The following is an 18,146-nucleotide window of genomic DNA, read 5'->3' on the forward strand; positions in this document are numbered from 1 at the left end:
ACTAATTGGAAAAATGGTAGCTAAGAATGAGCGGAGATTGTTGTGCCGGGCAGCCTAAGCTAATGTCACCGCGGCCTTCAAGGGGTAACTCTTCGCGCCGTAAATAAATTTCTCGTTGCCCGGCCGGCGTAACATAGGTGCCATTGGTGGAGTGATCTATCAACACAAACTTACCCCGGCGGTAGAGGATATGGCAGTGATCGCGCGAGGCGAAGTTGCTTTCGAGCTGCAGTTGATTGCTGGTCGCCCGGCCGAGATGAAACGGCGTTTCTTCCGGCGCAATGATTGCATCACCTTGATCAGACGCCAAACGCAGAGAGTGCTTGTGAAACTGTTGCGTGGTTTGAATCAGCGACATCACTTGCGTTGCCTGGCCAACACTTTTTTCCGCTTGCCACTGCAGCCGGTAGATCACCGATTTTTCGCCGTCGCCCTTGAGTGCAACTCGGTCAAACTCTTTACACAGTTTCGCCTTGCTGGTGGGCAGCGCGCTAACAAACGGCTGGGTCAAGATGATTTCTTCCGCGCGCGCAATCTGCGCCACAAAAGCGGCATCGTTAACCGTGTCGCCAAAGGCATCGCCTTGTTTCAATAGCACAGAGCCGAAGCTAATACCGATGCGCAACTGTAGGCTGCCACCTTGCGCCGCCATGGACAGCTGAATGGCCTTGGCGGCGTCGAGCGCGTGTTGTGCGCTATCGAACCGCACCATCACTTCGTCGCCCAGAGTTTTGATGAGCAGGCCTTGGTGTTGCTCGATCAATGAGGTCACCCGTACCAACAGCTGCCGAATCTTAAATTCCGCTGCGTGGTTGCCCAAGGCCTTATACAGGCTTGAGCTGCCGCAAACATCGGCGAACATAATCGCGCATTGGCTGCTGTTCGCGTCCTGTTGCGGTGGGTTTGACGTTTTAGTCGGCAAGAGACCACTACCTTTATGGCTGAGGCGTGATTATGAAGCTATCTTCCGTGGGATACAATTAAGCCGTTTGCGGTGAACCTAAGGCGATGCCAGGCTAATTTTGCTATCCTGCCCACGCGCCTGTCGCCGCCTATCGATGCGCTGCGCTGCACTGCACGCTAGGGCGCACCTAGTCAGCTAGGTAACACTATTTTCGCTACAACCTTATCGCGAGGTTGTACTCACACTACCTAAAGGGAGTTTTACACATGGCTACAGTAACTTTGCATGGCAACCCATTCGAAACCGTTGGTAATTTACCGGCTGTGGGTTCAAACGCACCCGCATTCACGCTCGCAGGCGCAGACTTGTCTGACCTGACCCTGGCATCTTTGGCCGGCAAGCGCGTGGTACTGAATATCTTCCCATCTATCGATACGCCCACCTGCGCAACCTCTGTGCGCGAGTTCAACGCCAAGGCTGGGTCTTTGGATAACGTTGCCGTGGTGTGCATCTCAGCGGATTTACCCTTTGCACTGGGCCGTTTTTGCGGCGCCGAAGGTCTTTCTAACGTAAAAGTAGGCTCAACTTTCCGCTCCAGCTTCGGCGACGACTACGGCGTAGCCTTCAAAACCGGCCCACTCACCAAGTTGTTATCGCGCGCTGTGGTGGTAGTGGGTACCGATGGCAAGGTGCTACACAACGAGCAAGTTGCAGAGACGGGTAATGAGCCTAACTATGAAGCAGCGTTGAAGGTGCTTGGTTAAGTTTTAGTGCTTTAGTAGGAAGCCCCGCATGATGGGGTTTTGTTCATTTTCTTTTTATACGAAAAGAAAACGAACCAAAAGAAACGTACCCCGGGTGGACTGATCTGCGTCCTGCAGATCACCCTCCGGGCAGCAAAGCTGGCTTAAATTGTTCCTTACAATTTTTCGCGCCCTAACGGGTTCGTTCCTTCCAGGTGGATTTTAGGGGTCGCGAAAACAGGCTCCTGCCTGATCGTCGCTCAATTGGGCGTCCTGCGGATGGCCGCCCCACCCAATTGACCCCTAAAATCCACCTTCCACTCACCGCTGCACAAGGGGCCCCAACAGCGGTACTTCGTCGCGATGTGTCTACTATGTTTTTTAGGTGTTTACTAAAAAGCAGAGCTGGATCATCTGATCTGACTTCTTGAACGCCTTTTCGCGTGAAGATAAGAGAAGGGTTTTTATCTGAACCTAAATATTGATTTTTTAAAAATGATAACTATCGCTCTCACTCACTGAAGTGTTTATGCTTGAATGGCTGTAGCTAGGTAGCTGTACCTCAATAGTTGTATTAACTGATAAAGCCGAATAATAAGGGGTCAAAGTATGAAAGATTCAAATTGCAAACCAGATATCGACGACGAAAAAATTAGACTGATTAGAGTTATTCAGAAAAAAATGAAAGCCAGCAAGTTTGAAAAGGTCATTGTTGAAACGGATAGCGGTGAACAGCTTCATATCCCCTTGGATATTTTCATCGGCAACCCTGCGAATAATATTTATAACACGCTGACCAGGAAGGCAGAGCATATTGCGAGGGATGCTCGTAATAGGCGGGTGGGGAAGTAGGAGTAGGGTGAAAAGGGCTGGGGCCGAAACCATGTGGATTCATATGGTTTCAGGTTTATGATTCAGCGGCCTAGTGATGGGCTTTGTGAATTCTTTTACTGTAAAAATATAAGAGTGGAAACATCAGTAAAAATAAGCCAATCGAAATATAGATGTTGAAGAGAATAACTGGGCCTAAACCCAGCCCGAAGGCTCCTAAGGATAACCCTGGGTGTTCTTTGGTCTTTATAGCCAAAAATGACATTGCCACAGATATTAGACCTAGAAGTACGGAGTAGGCGCCAAGAATTGTAATCGCCTTTTCTTCCGTCAAATCGAAAGCACTAGCCGGCTTGAATGACGGCTCTACATACACTTTATCGCCTACCAAGCTAGATACTTTCGCAAAGGTAGACGCAAGCTCTAAATTGACTCCATCGTCAGTCTCATAATAATCTAGCGCCAATAAGAACCATCCTATTCCTAGGAGGGCTAAGAGGATTCCTGTAATAGAATATTTATTTTTCATCGTGATATGCACTTAGCTTCTCAACTTTTTCGGCGCGTTTATTTTAGTGATTAAGTGGGCGGCTTGATGGAGATTTATATTGTTTCTGGTTCAAGGAGTCTGGCTCCTTGATTGTGACCCTTTGATTGGCGGAAATTGCATAGAAGTGTAGGTTATGTAATATATCAAGCTGCACATATCTAATCCTCTGGTGACAGAAGGTTCAGTTCAGCTATGATTGCTCTCTTCGTAAAATCACGTAGTTTTGAGTGAATATTTTGCTCTTCGCTGTCAAGGATACTGTATCCATTGTGCAATATTTTACTTCGAGTTGAATAAATCTGCTTAAAGAGTCTGGCGATTTCTTCCCGTTCCGGTAGGCTTTTTGATATTGAGTATGCGAGTCGATTTCTTATTAGTGCGCTAATCCCTACTTTGTCTGTCTCTTCCTTATCGCCGTAAAGTATTTCGAGCACTGTAGTACTTTGTATGAAGCGAAGTAGTCCATCGGTAGATATTCCGCTGTTAAAAAGCCACGCGCAAGCTAATCTAATTTTTTTTGCATGTTCATTTTCTTTAAATGCTAGCTTTAGATGGTTTTCCAAGTGGTCGGCTTCTGCTTTATTGCTAACGGGGTCAAAAGTGTCCGGACAAATATTTTCTTGTTTGAAGCATGCTGAATTTAATGCTGCAGCTAGCCCTCTTGGTAGTGTTGAAAATGATTCTTTCTTGTTGTCTAACTGATTTCGATAGTAGTGCCCGGTATCTTCTCGCAGCAGAGATAAGAAATAAACGCTATTGTGGGCTATGTGTAACCCAAGTATAGATTTCAACTTTTCTTGCGCTACTATGTCTGTATTTGTGGTTATTCTGAAGCATGAATAACCTTCTACATGGATTTGTATGGATGTCTTTTTGTTTCTATCGTGATTTCCTATATAGGAGTTCCTCTGTCTATCTTCATGTCTGGTAGATATGTAAATGTCTTTGGATATTTCAATGCGTTTTTTATCTTTCAGGTATCCAGCTGAAATCCCTAGAGGGAAGGAAAGGATATATTTTTTTGGTAGGTCAGAAAACTCGTTAACAATATATTCTGAGACGGAATTTATGTTTTCGAAGTTTGGGTGGTCAGATAATAGTTGAGAATCATAGTGCGTGTGTGGGTTCGTCGCGCTGTTGGCTGAGAGAAGCTCCCCTATTTTAGATGTGACAAAGTCTGAAAATGGGGTGTCACTTATCCATGTTGCGAGTAATTTTTTTGTCGTCGCATCAGTGGGTAATGTATTATCTAGTTTAGATATCAGCGCATATGATTCAATGTCTAAATATTCTTCAGAAGATATTCTTGAAGACTTTAATGCTTCAATTAACTTTTCTTTTAGCGCCGTAATGCATTTTTCATGAATGATTTTTTTCATTTTAGTCGCAGAGGGAAAGCTCTATGCCAGTTAGATTGTTTTTCGTTGTTGGGATTAAGGGGGCAGACTCCTTGATCCTAATGCTTGCTCTTCATTCCCAGTTCTTCGGGAAATGGATTCCCTAAATCTCGGGAAAACGAAACGCCCGTCAAGTTGTTTGATTCGACAATTTTCTTCAGTTGGTCTTGGCAAAAATAGGCGTCGTAATCTATTTCGGCCTTAAAAATTGATAGACTCTTCGTTTCGCTATCGTCAAAGGTAATTACGTATCTGTCGTTTAGAGGGTCGTGTACGCTTAGCTTTGGATCGTGTTTGACTGTTTTTAGTCCGTTGAAGAGATGGCCGCTTTTGCCACTATAGTTCACCGGTAATAGTTCGCCGCTATCTGCAATTAGATTTTTTAGAAGTTCATAGGCCTTTTGACTTAAGAATAGTTTCCCCACACTCAACGAAATGTCGGGGATTTCCTTCTTGTTCTTTCCGACAAAGGCATCGCTAAAGCCGATTTCCATCGGTTGCCAGTTGTTCTTATAGGCGATTGGCCGTTCGTCCATATAGAAATCCGTGTCTTCACCGAGCGCCTCTCTCGCCTTGTCGCCGTCGAAGGCCAGCATTAAAAAATCTTTGATGTTCGGGTGGATACGGTAAATCAAGGCTGGTACTCCTTCGATGCTGGAAGCATTACATGATAAGGCGTTTGACCTCTTGATTTTATGTGATTGACTGTAGTTCATGAAGTATTTCGTTTAGCACTTTACTCCCCATGGTTTTTGATACCAATTCATTCATTTCGCCGCCTAAGAATTCCTTCCATGAAACGATTTTACAGCTAGAACCATGCGAATATCTTCCGTAAGCGGATATCACGGTATTATTATCCATGATTGATGCCTCATAAAGTTCGCCATCTGGATTATCGTTTTTCCAATTTTTTATTGCTTTCGGAGGAATATAGTTCATATTAAGTTTTTATAAAATCCCGCCAACACAGCTGGCCGGAGCGCTGCGTAGGCTGTCTTGTGCAATGCGTTTTTTGCATTGCATGATTGTGCTTGTATGTGTTGTTATGCGACATAGTGTGCAGATACTCTTTAGCTGACTTAAGAGTTGGCATTATTGCCTTTTCATTTTCTTGTGACCACAAAGGTAGGCGCCATTGATGGTCAGATTTCGCAACATATGAGCAAGGTAAAAAGTAACCATTAGCCTGCTGATAGATTACGTGTAATTTATTTATATCTGGGAGGTGTTTTTCAAAGACAGGTTTTGCTGAGTTATCCTCTTCCGCCTCTATCCAGATCGCACCGTATTTCTCTTCCATATTCATTCACACGTAACGCTTAGTATATCGACTGCTCGGTTTAAGTTGCGATGTCAGGGGGTTATGCAGATTAGTCGGTATAACATTCCCTGATTACCGAGTTTCTATTGAACCTAATTTATTCTTTTTGTTCGGCGAAGGCTAGTTCTGGCTATCTACGTCCTTAGTATTAGGCTGTGCCACTGTTTTCCAAAGACATACCGTAGGATAAATCGCGCGAGACAACAAATAAGTTCGACCCGTTATTAACGCTTTTCGGTGAGCTCCCGCTTTCCCGCGGAATTACGCTCATATCTGTTTGGCGGACTTACCCCGCCAATTCACAAGCCACAGGGACGTGGCGCTAGCGAGTCAATATAGGGATATATTGATCGAGCGGTGAAGTGGTGGGGTGAGTCGGCTTTGTGGAGGAGGTGAGGGTGACGGGGTGCTCGCGGATTCTAGAGCTCTTTTCGATTCAATCTCGCGTTCCTGCGGCCAAAATCGTTCCAGACGATAGTGACAAACGCCATCCGGGCGTTTGGATCTTCGACTCGCCGTCGCGGTGCTCCTGCGCTCAAAATCGTTCCAGACGTTAGTGACAAACGCCATCCAGGCGTTTGGGTCTACGACCCGCCGTCGCTATGCTCCCGCGTCCAAAATCGTTTCATACGATTTTGTCGCCGGCCACTGGTACCAACAAAAAAGCCCCGTCCGATGGACGAGGCTTTTGTGTTGGTACCAGAGGCCGGACTCGAACCGGCACGCTTTTAAGGGCGCGGGATTTTGAATCCCGTGTGTCTACCAATTTCACCACTCTGGCTTAAAACTGTGTGTGGCATTAATTGCTACTAGAGCAAAACCACCGTTCCCAGACGCTTGGCGTTTGAGAGTGCGTGATTATAGCGGCGACTTTTGGCCCGTCAACTGGTTTCTTCTAAACTGAGTCATCTTGTTGGGTGGCGAAGCTCGTGGGGTTTGAATAAGGTTCGTTGTTCGAAAGGCTAGGGCTTCGAGGGTTGAAAGGTGCTGTGGCTAGGCCTTGCCGATTAATTAGGCAATTGGCGTAGGCGGGCTTTTGCTATACCCTTGCCGTCCTTTTCAGCGTGCATCTTTTTGCCGTCAATTCATTCGGTTAACCAGTAACGAGTCCATGCGTAGGCAAGATTTCTTTTATCAGCTTCCCGACGAGCTAATTGCTCGCAACCCCATGCCCGAGCGCACCAGTAGCCGCTTGCTGCAGCTAGATGGCCCCACGGGAGCCCTGCAACACGGCCAGTTCGCCGAAGTGCTGAATTTGGTGGAGCCCGGGGACCTGATGGTGTTTAACGACACTCGGGTTATCCCCGCGCGGGTGTTTGGCCAGAAGGCGAGTGGTGGGCAGGTAGAAGTGCTGGTGGAGCGGGTGATTGACCGCTTTAACGTGAAGGCCCATGTGCGCTCGAGCAAATCGCCCAAGGCCGGTAGCCACCTGATCTTGGAAGATGGCTCGAAAGTGCATGTGGAGGGGCGCGACGATGCCTTATTCCTGCTGCGCTTTGAGGCGCCAGCCTTGGAGCTGTTGGAGCAAATCGGCCACATGCCCTTGCCGCCTTATATAGACAGGGCCGACGCCGCCGCCGATCGCGAGCGCTACCAAACCGTTTACGGCAAGAAAATGGGCGCCGTCGCCGCGCCCACCGCCGGCCTGCATTTCGATGAAGGCCTGCTCAAGGCTTTGCAGGCCAAGGGTGTGAACTTGGCCTTCGTGACCCTACACGTTGGTGCTGGCACCTTTCAGCCGGTGCGGGTTGATAACGTGTTTGAGCACAAGATGCACAGCGAAGTGATGGAAGTGAGCCAAGCCGTGTGCGACCAAGTAAACGCCACCAAGGCGGCGGGCAAGCGGGTGATCGCCGTGGGAACTACCTCGGTGCGCTGTTTGGAAACCGCAGCGCAAAATGGTGCTATGACACCCTACCAAGGCGAAACCCAGATTTTTATCTACCCGAGTTACCGCTATAAAGTGGTGGATGCCTTGATCACCAATTTCCATCTGCCCGAATCCACCTTATTAATGTTGGTGTCTGCCTTTGCCGGTTACCGCCAAGCCATGGATGCCTACCGCGAAGCGGTGGCCGAGCGCTATCGCTTCTTTAGTTATGGCGATGCCATGTTTATTACCCGTAACCCCAATGCCTGTGATGAGCCAGTGGGCGAGCAACTCGGAGTTTGATGCCAGTGTCGTTTATGCAATTTGAACTTGATAACACCGACGGTCGCGCCCGGCGTGGCCGCTTGACATTTCCCCGCGGTGTGGTGGAAACGCCGGCGTTTATGCCAGTGGGCACCTACGGCACGGTGAAGGGCATGTTGCCGCGCGATATTGTAGACATAGGCGCGCAAATTATTTTGGGCAACACCTTTCACTTAATGCTGCGCCCCGGCACTGAGGTGGTGAAGGCGCACGGCGACTTACACGACTTTATCCAATGGCAGGGGCCAATACTGACCGACTCGGGCGGCTTTCAGGTGTTTAGCCTGGGCAAAATGCGCAAAATTACCGAGCAGGGCGTGGTGTTTAAATCGCCCATTAACGGCAGCCCGGTGGAGCTAAACCCAGAAATTGCCATGCAAGTGCAACGCGATTTGGGTTCAGACATCGTCATGATTTTTGACGAGTGCACGCCTTACCCGGCCACCGTGCCGCAGGCGCGCGAGTCGATGGAGCTGAGTTTGCGCTGGGCCAAGCGCTCGAAAGATGCCCACGGCGATAACCCGTCGGCGCTGTTTGGCATAGTGCAGGGCGGCATGTATGAAGACTTGCGCTCGGAGTCGCTCAAGGGTTTAACCGACATAGGTTTCGACGGTTATGCTATCGGCGGTTTGTCGGTGGGCGAGCCGAAAGAAGATATGGTGCGCGTGTTAAATCATGTGGTGCCGGAAATGCCGGCCGATAAACCGCGTTATTTGATGGGCGTGGGCAAGCCTGAAGATATCGTGGAAGCCGTGCGCCGCGGCATCGACATGTTTGATTGCGTGATGCCAACGCGCAATGCGCGCAACGGTCATCTGTTTACTACCACCGGTGTGATAAAAATCCGCAACGCCGTGCATCGCAACGATACCAACACCTTAGATGCCGCCTGCGATTGCTATACCTGTACGAATTTTAGCCGCGCCTATTTGCACCATTTAGATAAATGCGGTGAGATTTTGGGCGCCGAATTGAACACCATTCACAACCTGCGTTTTTATCAGCGCATCATGGAAGAGCTGCGCAATGCCATCGCGCAAGGGCAATTGGAAACCTATGTGGCGGAATTTTATGCCCGCCAAGGTCGCGATGTACCACCGGGGCCGGATAGCCAAGCTTAGGCGGGCGGCTATTCCTGCGTAGAGAAGAGGTGTGGTTCGACTATGGCATGTTGAGCCGGCTCGGGAAGCAGGTATAATCCCCAACCTTGCAATTTCGGCTAGCGCCCTTATCTAAGTCAGACAATAAAAAGGTGTGGTTACACGCCTTCTGATCAAATTTTGCACACACTATAAATAACGGGGCGTGAATCGCGCCCATCACGGAAACCACTATGTTGAATCGCTACCCACTGTGGAAGAGCCTGCTGATATTGGCAGTTATTGGCTTGGCATTTGTCTTTGCCATGCCCAACCTCTACGCGCCTGACCCCGCCGTACAAATCTCTGGCGAGTCTAGTGCCATGGAGTTGAATCAAGCGGTGCTCAATAATGCGACCAAGGCCTTGTCGGCCGAAGGCATTGAGCACTTCGGTGAAACCGTAAGCGCGAAAGCGGCATTGATTCGGTTAACCAAGGTTGAAGATCAATTGCCGGCCAAGCGCATTATTCAGCGCGCCTTGGGTGACAGCTACGTAGTGGCACTCAACATGGCTCCCACCACGCCCGATTGGCTCAGGTCCATGGGTGCAGGGCCGATGAAATTAGGTTTGGATTTATCCGGCGGTGTGCACTTTTTGATGGAGGTAGATACTAAATCTGCCATTGCCAAACGCCAGGAATCGAGCATTGCCGAATTTAAAGGCAAATTGCGCGACGAGCGCATTCGCTATGTGTCGGTTGAGTTAAGTGAGCAGGGTGTGATTACGGCCGTGTTTCGCTCGGCTGAAGATCGCGATGCGGCGTCTGATATTTTCCGCAAAGATTTTGCCGATCTAACCCGCGATGTGGCCGATAACAGCGACGGCACCTTTACCGTTACCGCTACCTTTAGCGAAGCGGCAATTCGCGAAATTGAAAATTACGCGGTGAGTCAAAACTTAACCACCTTGCGCAACCGTGTGAATGAGCTGGGTGTGTCTGAACCTATCGTACAGCGCCAAGGCCGCAACCGCATTGTGGTAGAGCTGCCCGGCGTACAAGATACCGCCGAGGCCAAGCGCGTAATTGGTAAAACCGCCAACTTGGAGTTTCGTTTAGAGGCGAAACCGAGCGAGCTGGTGACTAACAAAGAGCGTTTCGATTTTAAAAGCGAAGCCGATCAACGCCGCACCGGTGGCGCAGACCTAGAGCGGGCGCTGATTATTGCCGGCGATCACGTATCCGGTGCGCAAAGTAGCTTTGACCCAGAGAGCAACCAGCCGCAGGTAAACATTAATCTCGATAGCATTGGCGGCACTAAAATGCACCGCGCTACACGCTCTAATGTTGGCCGTCGCATGGGCGTACTGTTTATCGAGTACAAAACCCGTTTAGATCGCACCACTAACGAAGCGGGCGAGGAAGTTATCACGCCGCGTCAAATTGTCGAAAAAGAAATTATCAGTTTGGCCACCATTCAAAGTGCTTTGGGCGTGCAATTTCGCATTACTGGTTTAGACAATGTGGCGGAGGCGTCAGAACTTGCCCTGCTATTGCGCTCCGGTGCTTTGGCCGCGCCTATGTACTTTGTTGAAGAGCGTACCATCGGCCCATCACTGGGTGCCGAAAATATTCGCTTGGGTGTGACCTCTGTTCAAATCGCCTTCGCCGTTGTACTAATTTTTATGGTGCTTTACTACAAGGTGTTTGGTTTGGCAGCCAATATCGCGCTGGCGGCCAACGTGGTGCTTTTGGCGGCGTGTATGTCGCTGTTAAGCGCCACCTTAACCCTGCCCGGTATTGCCGGTATCGTGTTGACGGTGGGTATGGCGGTGGATGCTAACGTGCTTATTTTCTCCCGAATAAAGGAGGAAATAGCCAACGGCCTGCCGACCCAGTCGGCCATTAATGCCGGTTATGAACGGGCGTTTACCACCATTCTCGATGCCAACGTCACCACCTTGATTGTTGCAGTGATTCTTTATGCGATTGGAACCGGCCCCGTTAAAGGCTTTGCGGTAACGCTGAGCTTGGGTATTTTAACCTCCATGTTTACGGCCATTATGGTGTCACGTTTAGTGATCAATACCATTTATGGCGGCCGTAGCGTGAAGAAAGTGTGGATTTGAGGGCGCGACCATGAGCATTGCAAATAAAACAATTAATTTTATGGGTAGCCGCATTATCGCTACCGTTTTTTCCGCCTTACTTCTGATTGGCTCTATTGGTTCGCTGGCGGTTAACGGTTTGCAGTTCGGTTTAGATTTTACCGGCGGTATGCAAATTGAAGTGCGCTACGAACACAAGGCCGACCTAGAGCAGATTCGCACCACCTTAACCGACGCCAATTACAGCAATGTAATTGTGGTGAATTTTGGCTCCGATGAAGATGTGCTGATTCGCATGCAGCAGGACTTTACCGAGAGTTTAGGTAATGAAGTTGTTGCGCAATTGAAGTCTCAAGAGAGTGGCAACATCGAATTGCGCCGGGTTGAGTTTGTCGGCCCGCAGGTGGGTGAAGAATTACGCGATAGCGGTGGCATTGGTATGCTATTTGCGCTCGTCGTGGTCATGGCCTATGTGGCGCTGCGCTTCCAGTGGAAGTTTGCGGTGGCGGCAGTGGCGGCCTTGGTGCACGACGTGATCATTACCTTGGGCTTTTTCTCGCTGTTTAAGATAGGTTTTGATCTATCGGTGTTGGCGGCGGTGTTGGCCGTGGTGGGTTACTCGTTAAACGATACTATTGTGGTGTTTGACCGGGTGCGGGAAAACTTCCCTGTGTTGCGTAAGACGGAATCGCTGGAAGTGGTTAACGTGTCGCTGACGCAAACCTTAGACCGTACATTAATGACCTCCGGTACAACCTTAATCGTACTGATTGTGTTGTACATGTATGGCGGTGAGTTATTGCAAGGTTTCTCTGCGGCATTGTTGGTGGGTATTGTGATTGGTACTTACTCATCCATCTATGTGGCGTCGAATTTGCTGTTGAGTTTGCATATCGTCAAAGAGGATTTAATGCCACCGGTGAAGGAAGGGGCAGAGATAGACGATCTCCCTTAACGGTATTTAAATGGCGGCTTCGGCCGCCATTTTTGTATTTGGTGTACTATGCCATATCTGAATTGTGCCAGCGCGGATTGCGATTATGAGCGACAGTGAAAGCCCGAGAGAAACGCTAGGCTATTTATCCCTGAGTTTTGCGGATTTGACTAAGGCCTCCCCGGAAGAGATGCGCGCGCAACTGGAGCGTTATAACCGTATTTTTCATGGTAGCGGTTGTGGCTTTTGGGAGTGGAACCTAGATACCAATCAGCTCTATTGGGAAGGGCGCTTCTGGGATGGCTTAGGTTACGATGCTGAGGTTCGAAGCAGCATGACCAGTGCATCGGATATGTTTAATTTTGTTCATCCAGACGACGTGGCAGTAATTGAAGCTGCGGTGCAAAGCCATGTCATCCACGGTGCGCCTTACAGTGCTGAATACCGTATCCGAAAAGCGGACGGCGATTATGCCTGGACTCAAACGCGGGGCTCCTCGCGCCGCGCCGCCGATGGCAAGGTGCATTTTTTATCCGGTGTAAACGTCGACATTACCGAGCTCAAGGAAACGGCCGCTCGCCTGACCGAGAGCGAGGCGCGCCACGAGCGTATTATTGAAGCGTCTAATGATGGTATTTGGGAGTGGAATCGCGAAGATAAAACCCTCGACTTTTCCAATCGCTGTTGGCAGCAGCTGGGTTACGAAGAGCACGATGAAGTGTTAACCCGCGGGCGCAATCGCCTGCAGCTGTGGTATGAACTCATGCACCCGGAGGACGTGTCGCGCTTTAAAGACACCTTAGCGACGCACATCAGTCAGGGCGTGCCCTTTGATATCGAATATCGCATGAAGGCCGTGGACGGCCGCTATCGTTGGATTAAAGGCAGAGGCTCTGCATCGTTAAATGCCGCCGGCGAAGTGGTGAGTATGGCCGGCAGTAATATGGACATTACTCTGATCAAGGAGGCCGAAGAGCGCGTGATGCAAGCCAAGGAGGCGGCTGAGCGAGCCAATCGCGCTAAATCGGAATTCTTGTCCAGTATGAGCCACGAGCTGCGCACGCCGCTAAATGCCATCATGGGCTTCGCCCAGCTATTTGATTACGACAATAATTTAACCAGTGAGCAGCAAGAAAATGTGCGCGAAATTCGCAAAGCCGGCAGCCATTTACTGCAGCTGATTAACGACGTGTTGGATTTGGCTAAAATTGAATCGGGCAAGCTCACCTTGTCTTTGGAGCCGGTGTTGCCAGCGCGCGTAGTGCGCGAGTGCGTGCAGTTGGTGCAGTCTTTGGCCGACAGTCGCGCCATTAAAATGAGCGTCGATTTCCGCAAATGGTCGGGCACCTATATTCATGCCGATAGTGTTCGGCTAAAGCAAGTTTTGCTCAACCTGATGAGCAATGCGATTAAATATAATCGCATGGGTGGTTCGGTTGAGGTGGTGTTTTATATGTCTGATGAAGAAAACGTGCGCATCGGCGTGCGCGATTCGGGCTATGGCATTCCCGAGGTGAAGCGCAAGGAGATGTACCAGCCGTTTAACCGGCTGGGCGCGGAGGGCGGAAAGATCGAAGGCAGCGGGGTCGGCTTGGTTATCACTCGGCGCTTAATGGAAATGATGGGCGGCACCATTGATTTCGAGAGCCGCGTTGGCCACGGCACAACCTTCTGGCTCACCTTTAAAAAATCCACCCAGCAAGATGCGGTGCCCTTCAATGTTACCAACACGCCATTGGCGCGCGCCGAGCTGAATATTTCCAAGCCCCATCGGGTGTTATATATCGAAGATAACCCATCCAATATTCGCGTTATTCGCCAGTTTTGCCAGCGCTTTGATTTGCTGCAATTGGAAGTCGCCGAAGAGGCCTTTTTCGGTTTGTATAAAGCGCGGACTTTTTTGCCCGACTTTATTATTCTGGATATTAATTTGCCGGGCATGGACGGCTACGAAGTGCTGGAGGTGTTAAAGGCCGATCCGCAATTGGCCGATATTCCGGTTATTGCGCTGTCTGCCAATGCCATGAGTTTTGATATCGAGCGAGGCAGGAAGGCCGGCTTTTTTGAATACCTGACCAAACCCGTGGATATAAACGCACTGATCTTAACGCTCAATCGCCTGGTCCGTTAAGCGCTTGATAGCCTCACCCTAGAGCGCAAAGAAGAAACATAAAAAACATAAAAAAGGGATGCATCTGCATCCCTTTTTTATGTCGCTGCTTTATTTGCCAATGTGGCCCATGTGGTTGCCGACAATTTGCAGCAGCGGCTTAAACACTTTTGGCCCGCCGCACACAACATTGCCGGTATCCATGTAGCTGTTGCCGCCTTTGAAGTCGGAGATTAGGCCACCGGCTTCTTTTATTAGCAGCACACCTGCGGCGATATCCCACTCATTTAAATTCATTTCCCAGAAGCCGTCGTAGCGACCAGCGGCAACGTAGGCGAGATCTAGCGAGGCGGCGCCTGGGCGGCGGATGCCCGCGGTTTGGCCGGCAATTTCTTTTACCGCAGCGAGGTAGGGGTCTATGTGCTCGAGCGCCCAGCCATTAAAAGGTATGCCGGTTCCGATCAAACCGCCTTCTAGGCCGCGACGTGAAGATACCCGAATGCGACGGCCATTGAGCATGGCGCCTTTGCCTTTACTGGCAGTGAATTCTTCGCGCTTCATGGGATCGTAAACCAGAGCGTGCTCTAAAACGCCTTTGCGTTTGCAGGCAATGGAAATAGCGAAATGGGGGATGCCGTTGATGAAGTTGGTGGTGCCGTCGAGCGGGTCGATAACCCATTCGTAATCGCTGTCGCCGCTCTTGCCGATGCTGAGGCCAGACTCTTCGCCGCGCATATTGTGATCTGGGTAGGCTTTGCGCAGGTGGTAGATCACCTCTTTCTCTGCTGCCCTGTCGACTTCGGTGACAAAGTCATTTTGGCCTTTGGTTTCAATAGCGACAAATTCTACACGCTCTAGCGCGCGTTCAATCAGTTCTCCAGCCTTGCGCGCAGCGCGCAGAGCAATGGTCAGCATGGGTTCCATGGGGACTCCGACAGGGCAGTTGAATTGTGAGGTCTGCTCATACCTATTTAATAGTCGCTGCTGAATGTCATTTATGTACTCAGCAAGGCAGAGGGTGCGAAGTGTAGTTACCTACATGAGCGGCCGAACAACGAAGCTGAGTGCATAAATGGCCTCAGCCCTACGGGTTGTGGCAGAAAAGTCGCCACTTATCGTTGCTCGTCGTTCATTTGGAGTGACCAAACATCACTCCTTGCGCCTAAATTGGCTACTTTTCCGTCACAACATCGACCATCAAATAGGTATGAGCAGGCCTAAGAGCGCAGTTACCGCTGTGTAGCGCCGGTGTTGGCGGCTACGGGATAATTGGGGGCGCGGATTATAACAGCACACTCGCTCCTTAGCATAGGGGCTGGGCGTTAAATAGCCACTATTTGGGTGGGCGCTGGCGTGGGCTTTTGCTACAATGCGCGCCATTTTTGCGCCCGTGGGTAATCACATGCCAGACAAGACAGAAGATTGGTTTCAGCAGGTCAGAATCGTACTGGTTAATACCAAGGCCTCTGGCAACATTGGCGGTGCCGCGCGGGCGATGAAAAATATGGGCCTAAGTAACCTGTGGCTAGTGGAGCCGCGCGAATATCCGTCGGCCGAGGCGACCTGGCGCGCCTCTAATGCCACCGACGTATTGGATGGTGCGCAAGTGGTGGCCACCTTGGCCGAGGCCATTGGCGACTGTGGCTTAGTGATAGGTACCAGCGCGCGCGGGCGCAGTATTCCCTGGCCGATAAAAACGCCGCGCGAGGCCGCCGGTCAAGTGGCAGCCGAGGCGCGCCAGCACAAGGTGGCTATCGTGTTTGGCCGCGAGGATCGCGGTTTGACCAACGAGGAGCTGCAGGCTTGTAATCTTCACCTGCACATTCCGGCCAATGAAGACTATAGCTCGCTCAATCTCGCCACTGCCGTGCAGGTCATCTGCTACGAGTTGCGCATGATGATGTTGGAGCAGCGCGATGGCAAAGCGCCGCATTTTGACGACTGGGATCAGCCGCCGGCCAACAGCAACGAGCTAGAGCATTACTATACCCACCTGCAAGAAACCCTGGAGCGGCTGGATTTCATCACCCACGACAACCCGCGCCAGACCATGACACGCCTGCGCCGGCTCTTTAACAGAGCGCGCTTGGACCAGATGGAGCTCAATATCCTGCGCGGCATTCTCACCGCCACCCAGAACTACATTTATCACACCGATCGCAAGGTGGCGGCGCTAAAGGCGGGCGGAGAGGGCGATGGGCCGGAAAAGCACTAATACCTGAGTGCTTTAGTAGGTTAAATACTTGACTAGATTAGTGGGGTATTTATAATGCTCCCATCGCCTGTGAGGCATAACTGTCTGATGGAACACGCTTATGAGACTGACAACTAAAGGTCGTTATGCGGTGACAGCCATGTTGGATTTGGCCATGCACATGCAACAAGGCCCCACGAGCCTAGCCGATATATCCAAGCGCCAGGAAATCTCGCTGTCTTATTTAGAGCAACTTTTCTCTAAATTGCGTCAATCTGAGTTGGTTACCAGTGTTAGGGGCCCAGGCGGTGGTTACCGCTTGAGCCGCGACGCCGATGATATTTTTGTCGCGCAAATTATCGACGCGGTTAATGAGTCTATCGATGCCACCAACTGCGGCGGCAGTGGCAATTGCCAGAACGGCAAAGTCTGCCTCACTCACAATTTGTGGAGTGATCTGAGTATGCAAATTCACCAATTTTTGAACTCTATTAGCCTGTCGGCCTTGATGCAGCGCCACGATGTGCGCGCCGTCTGCACCCGGCAGGATGCTGAGAACGAGGCCCAATCATTGGTTTTATCGGAGCTTGCGCCCCAGTGAAGTTGCCGGTCTATTTAGATTACGCCGCCACCACCCCCGTCGACCCGCGCGTGGCCGATGCTATGGCGCGCTGTTTAACCATGGACGGCATGTTTGCCAACCCGGCCTCGCGTTCGCACATCTACGGTTGGCAAGCCGAGGAGCAGGTTGAGTTGGCGCGGCGCCAAGTGGCTGAGCTATTAAGGGCCGACCCGCGCGAAGTGGTGTGGACCAGCGGCGCGACTGAATCGAACAATTTAGCGCTAAAGGGTGTGTTCGAAGCGCTGAATTTTCAAGGTCATTTAATCACCACGGCGGTTGAGCACAAGGCGGTGATTGACCCGGCCAAATGGTTAGAGGCGCGCGGTGTCGCCGTCACTTACCTGATGCCCGGCACAGATGGCCGCATCAGTGTCGAGCAGGTGCAGGCGGCGCTGCGCCCCGATACGCGGTTGGTGAGCGTTATGCACATTAATAACGAAACCGGCGTGGTCAACCCCGTGGCTGAAGTGGGCGCCCTTTGTCGCGCGGCCAATGTGCTGATGCATGTCGATGCCGCCCAATCGGCGGGCAAAATAGCCTTGGATGTGAGTGCTTTGCAGGTTGATTTGCTGAGCTTATCGGCACACAAATTTTATGGCCCCAAGGGCGTGGGAGCGCTTTATGTGCGCCGCGCTATTGCGCAGCAAGTTAAGCCGCAAATCCACGGCGGCGGTCACGAGCGCGGTTTGCGCTCTGGTACCTTGGCCACCCATCAGCTGGTGGGTATTGGCGAAGCGGCGCGATTGTGTGTCGAACAGCAGCAAGTTGATGCCGAGCGCACGGCGCGTTTGCGCGATCAGTTGTGGCAGGGTATTTCGACCTTGCCGGCCATTGCTCGCAATGGCTCAACCGAATGGCTGAGCCCGATTCACTTGAATGTTAATTTCGGCGCATTGGATGGTGAAACCCTGTTGTTGAGCTTGCGCGATATCGCGGTGTCTTCGGGCTCCGCTTGCACCTCCGCCAGTATGGAGCCGTCCTACGTATTGAAGGCCATGGGCTTGTCCGATGCACAGGCGCACAGTTCGGTGCGCATTTCCCTCGGGCGATTTACCACGGCTGAGGACGTGCAGCGCGCCGTGGCACATATCGTCGATGTTGTGGGCGCATTGCAGCCGGTGCACGGCTAATGGCTGGCATTGATCGACAAATTTTA

17 protein-coding genes and 1 tRNA gene are annotated in these 18,146 nt (G+C 50.9%); 10 read left to right on the plus strand and 8 right to left on the minus strand.

Annotated elements, in window-relative coordinates:
* Nucleotide 1 precedes the first annotated feature (1 nt).
* On the minus strand, nt 2-922 hold the full coding sequence (locus QWY82_RS10470) for an adenylate/guanylate cyclase domain-containing protein (RefSeq protein WP_290262017.1): 921 nt from the start codon (nt 920-922) through the stop codon (nt 2-4).
* A 248-nt stretch (nt 923-1,170) separates the two neighbouring features.
* Here QWY82_RS10470 and tpx point away from each other — a divergent pair, with 248 nt between their 5' ends.
* Together tpx and QWY82_RS10480 are read left to right on the plus strand one after the other, a co-directional pair.
* Complete coding sequence (gene tpx, locus QWY82_RS10475) at nt 1,171-1,668, plus strand: thiol peroxidase (RefSeq protein ID WP_290262021.1); 498 nt, start codon at nt 1,171-1,173, stop codon at nt 1,666-1,668.
* A gap of 588 nt (nt 1,669-2,256) precedes the next feature.
* The gene (locus tag QWY82_RS10480) at nt 2,257-2,499 is read left to right on the plus strand and encodes a hypothetical protein (RefSeq protein ID WP_290262023.1); all 243 of its coding nucleotides are present in this window, start codon (nt 2,257-2,259) and stop codon (nt 2,497-2,499) included.
* A 70-nt stretch (nt 2,500-2,569) separates the two neighbouring features.
* Here QWY82_RS10480 and QWY82_RS10485 read toward each other — a convergent pair whose 3' ends face one another.
* The 6 genes from QWY82_RS10485 to QWY82_RS10510 all read right to left on the minus strand — a co-directional run bounded on the left by QWY82_RS10485 (nt 2,570) and on the right by QWY82_RS10510 (nt 6,530).
* Nucleotides 2,570-3,007: a hypothetical protein gene (locus tag QWY82_RS10485; RefSeq protein ID WP_290262025.1), complete on the minus strand. Its 438-nt coding sequence runs from the start codon at nt 3,005-3,007 to the stop codon at nt 2,570-2,572.
* A 179-nt stretch (nt 3,008-3,186) separates the two neighbouring features.
* Nucleotides 3,187-4,407, minus strand: a complete 1,221-nt coding sequence (locus QWY82_RS10490; RefSeq protein WP_290262027.1) for a HEPN domain-containing protein — start codon at nt 4,405-4,407, stop codon at nt 3,187-3,189.
* 77 nt (nt 4,408-4,484) lie between these two features.
* Entirely contained in the window at nt 4,485-5,060 is a 576-nt protein-coding gene (locus QWY82_RS10495; RefSeq protein WP_290262030.1) for a hypothetical protein, read from the minus strand.
* 58 nt (nt 5,061-5,118) lie between these two features.
* A complete protein-coding gene (locus tag QWY82_RS10500; RefSeq protein WP_290262033.1) occupies nt 5,119-5,367 on the minus strand; it encodes a hypothetical protein in 249 nt (82 codons plus the stop codon).
* 1 nt (nt 5,368) lies between these two features.
* Nucleotides 5,369-5,734, minus strand: coding sequence for a hypothetical protein (locus QWY82_RS10505; protein ID WP_290262037.1), 366 nt, complete (start codon nt 5,732-5,734; stop codon nt 5,369-5,371).
* A gap of 709 nt (nt 5,735-6,443) precedes the next feature.
* Nucleotides 6,444-6,530, minus strand: a tRNA-Leu gene (locus tag QWY82_RS10510).
* A 330-nt stretch (nt 6,531-6,860) separates the two neighbouring features.
* On the opposite strand from QWY82_RS10510, the gene queA reads away from it, so the two are divergent.
* The 5 genes from queA to QWY82_RS10535 all read left to right on the plus strand — a co-directional run bounded on the left by queA (nt 6,861) and on the right by QWY82_RS10535 (nt 14,195).
* Nucleotides 6,861-7,922: a tRNA preQ1(34) S-adenosylmethionine ribosyltransferase-isomerase QueA gene (gene queA / locus QWY82_RS10515; RefSeq protein WP_290262041.1), complete on the plus strand. Its 1,062-nt coding sequence runs from the start codon at nt 6,861-6,863 to the stop codon at nt 7,920-7,922.
* A gap of 14 nt (nt 7,923-7,936) precedes the next feature.
* A complete protein-coding gene (gene tgt / locus QWY82_RS10520; protein WP_290262042.1) occupies nt 7,937-9,064 on the plus strand; it encodes a tRNA guanosine(34) transglycosylase Tgt in 1,128 nt (375 codons plus the stop codon).
* Nucleotides 9,065-9,276: 212 nt separating this feature from the next.
* On the plus strand, nt 9,277-11,151 hold the full coding sequence (gene secD / locus QWY82_RS10525; protein ID WP_290262045.1) for a protein translocase subunit SecD: 1,875 nt from the start codon (nt 9,277-9,279) through the stop codon (nt 11,149-11,151).
* A gap of 10 nt (nt 11,152-11,161) precedes the next feature.
* Entirely contained in the window at nt 11,162-12,085 is a 924-nt protein-coding gene (gene secF / locus QWY82_RS10530; RefSeq protein WP_290262048.1) for a protein translocase subunit SecF, read from the plus strand.
* Nucleotides 12,086-12,170: 85 nt separating this feature from the next.
* A complete protein-coding gene (locus QWY82_RS10535) occupies nt 12,171-14,195 on the plus strand; it encodes a PAS domain-containing protein (RefSeq protein WP_290259068.1) in 2,025 nt (674 codons plus the stop codon).
* A 90-nt stretch (nt 14,196-14,285) separates the two neighbouring features.
* Here QWY82_RS10535 and QWY82_RS10540 read toward each other — a convergent pair whose 3' ends face one another.
* A complete protein-coding gene (locus QWY82_RS10540) occupies nt 14,286-15,098 on the minus strand; it encodes an inositol monophosphatase family protein (protein ID WP_290259069.1) in 813 nt (270 codons plus the stop codon).
* Between the two features lie 478 nt (nt 15,099-15,576).
* Between QWY82_RS10540 and trmJ the strand changes: the two genes are divergently transcribed.
* The 3 genes from trmJ (at nt 15,577) to QWY82_RS10555 (ending at nt 18,120) form a co-directional block, all read left to right on the plus strand.
* A complete protein-coding gene (gene trmJ / locus QWY82_RS10545; RefSeq protein WP_290259071.1) occupies nt 15,577-16,389 on the plus strand; it encodes a tRNA (cytosine(32)/uridine(32)-2'-O)-methyltransferase TrmJ in 813 nt (270 codons plus the stop codon).
* 100 nt (nt 16,390-16,489) lie between these two features.
* On the plus strand, nt 16,490-16,969 hold the full coding sequence (iscR, locus tag QWY82_RS10550; RefSeq protein ID WP_290259072.1) for a Fe-S cluster assembly transcriptional regulator IscR: 480 nt from the start codon (nt 16,490-16,492) through the stop codon (nt 16,967-16,969).
* Nucleotides 16,966-18,120 carry an aminotransferase class V-fold PLP-dependent enzyme gene (locus QWY82_RS10555; RefSeq protein ID WP_290259073.1) on the plus strand — a complete coding sequence of 385 codons (1,155 nt, stop codon included), beginning with the start codon at nt 16,966-16,968 and terminating at the stop codon, nt 18,118-18,120. Before iscR ends, QWY82_RS10555 begins: the two co-directional genes overlap by 4 nt.
* Nucleotides 18,121-18,146: the final 26 nt, after the last annotated feature.

The organism is Simiduia curdlanivorans, from assembly GCF_030409605.1.
Lineage (GTDB): Bacteria > Pseudomonadota > Gammaproteobacteria > Pseudomonadales > Cellvibrionaceae > Simiduia > Simiduia curdlanivorans.

Coding starts and splice junctions, on each gene's coding strand:
- QWY82_RS10540 (WP_290259069.1), bottom strand. CDS start 15,098: ATGGAACCCATGCTGACCATTGCTCTGCGCGCTGCGCGCAAGGCTGGA.
- tpx (WP_290262021.1), top strand. CDS start 1,171: ATGGCTACAGTAACTTTGCATGGCAACCCATTCGAAACCGTTGGTAAT.
- QWY82_RS10500 (WP_290262033.1), bottom strand. CDS start 5,367: ATGAACTATATTCCTCCGAAAGCAATAAAAAATTGGAAAAACGATAAT.
- queA (WP_290262041.1), top strand. CDS start 6,861: ATGCGTAGGCAAGATTTCTTTTATCAGCTTCCCGACGAGCTAATTGCT.
- secF (WP_290262048.1), top strand. CDS start 11,162: ATGAGCATTGCAAATAAAACAATTAATTTTATGGGTAGCCGCATTATC.
- QWY82_RS10535 (WP_290259068.1), top strand. CDS start 12,171: ATGAGCGACAGTGAAAGCCCGAGAGAAACGCTAGGCTATTTATCCCTG.
- iscR (WP_290259072.1), top strand. CDS start 16,490: ATGAGACTGACAACTAAAGGTCGTTATGCGGTGACAGCCATGTTGGAT.
- QWY82_RS10490 (WP_290262027.1), bottom strand. CDS start 4,407: ATGAAAAAAATCATTCATGAAAAATGCATTACGGCGCTAAAAGAAAAG.
- QWY82_RS10505 (WP_290262037.1), bottom strand. CDS start 5,734: ATGAATATGGAAGAGAAATACGGTGCGATCTGGATAGAGGCGGAAGAG.
- secD (WP_290262045.1), top strand. CDS start 9,277: ATGTTGAATCGCTACCCACTGTGGAAGAGCCTGCTGATATTGGCAGTT.
- trmJ (WP_290259071.1), top strand. CDS start 15,577: ATGCCAGACAAGACAGAAGATTGGTTTCAGCAGGTCAGAATCGTACTG.
- tgt (WP_290262042.1), top strand. CDS start 7,937: ATGCAATTTGAACTTGATAACACCGACGGTCGCGCCCGGCGTGGCCGC.
- QWY82_RS10480 (WP_290262023.1), top strand. CDS start 2,257: ATGAAAGATTCAAATTGCAAACCAGATATCGACGACGAAAAAATTAGA.
- QWY82_RS10485 (WP_290262025.1), bottom strand. CDS start 3,007: ATGAAAAATAAATATTCTATTACAGGAATCCTCTTAGCCCTCCTAGGA.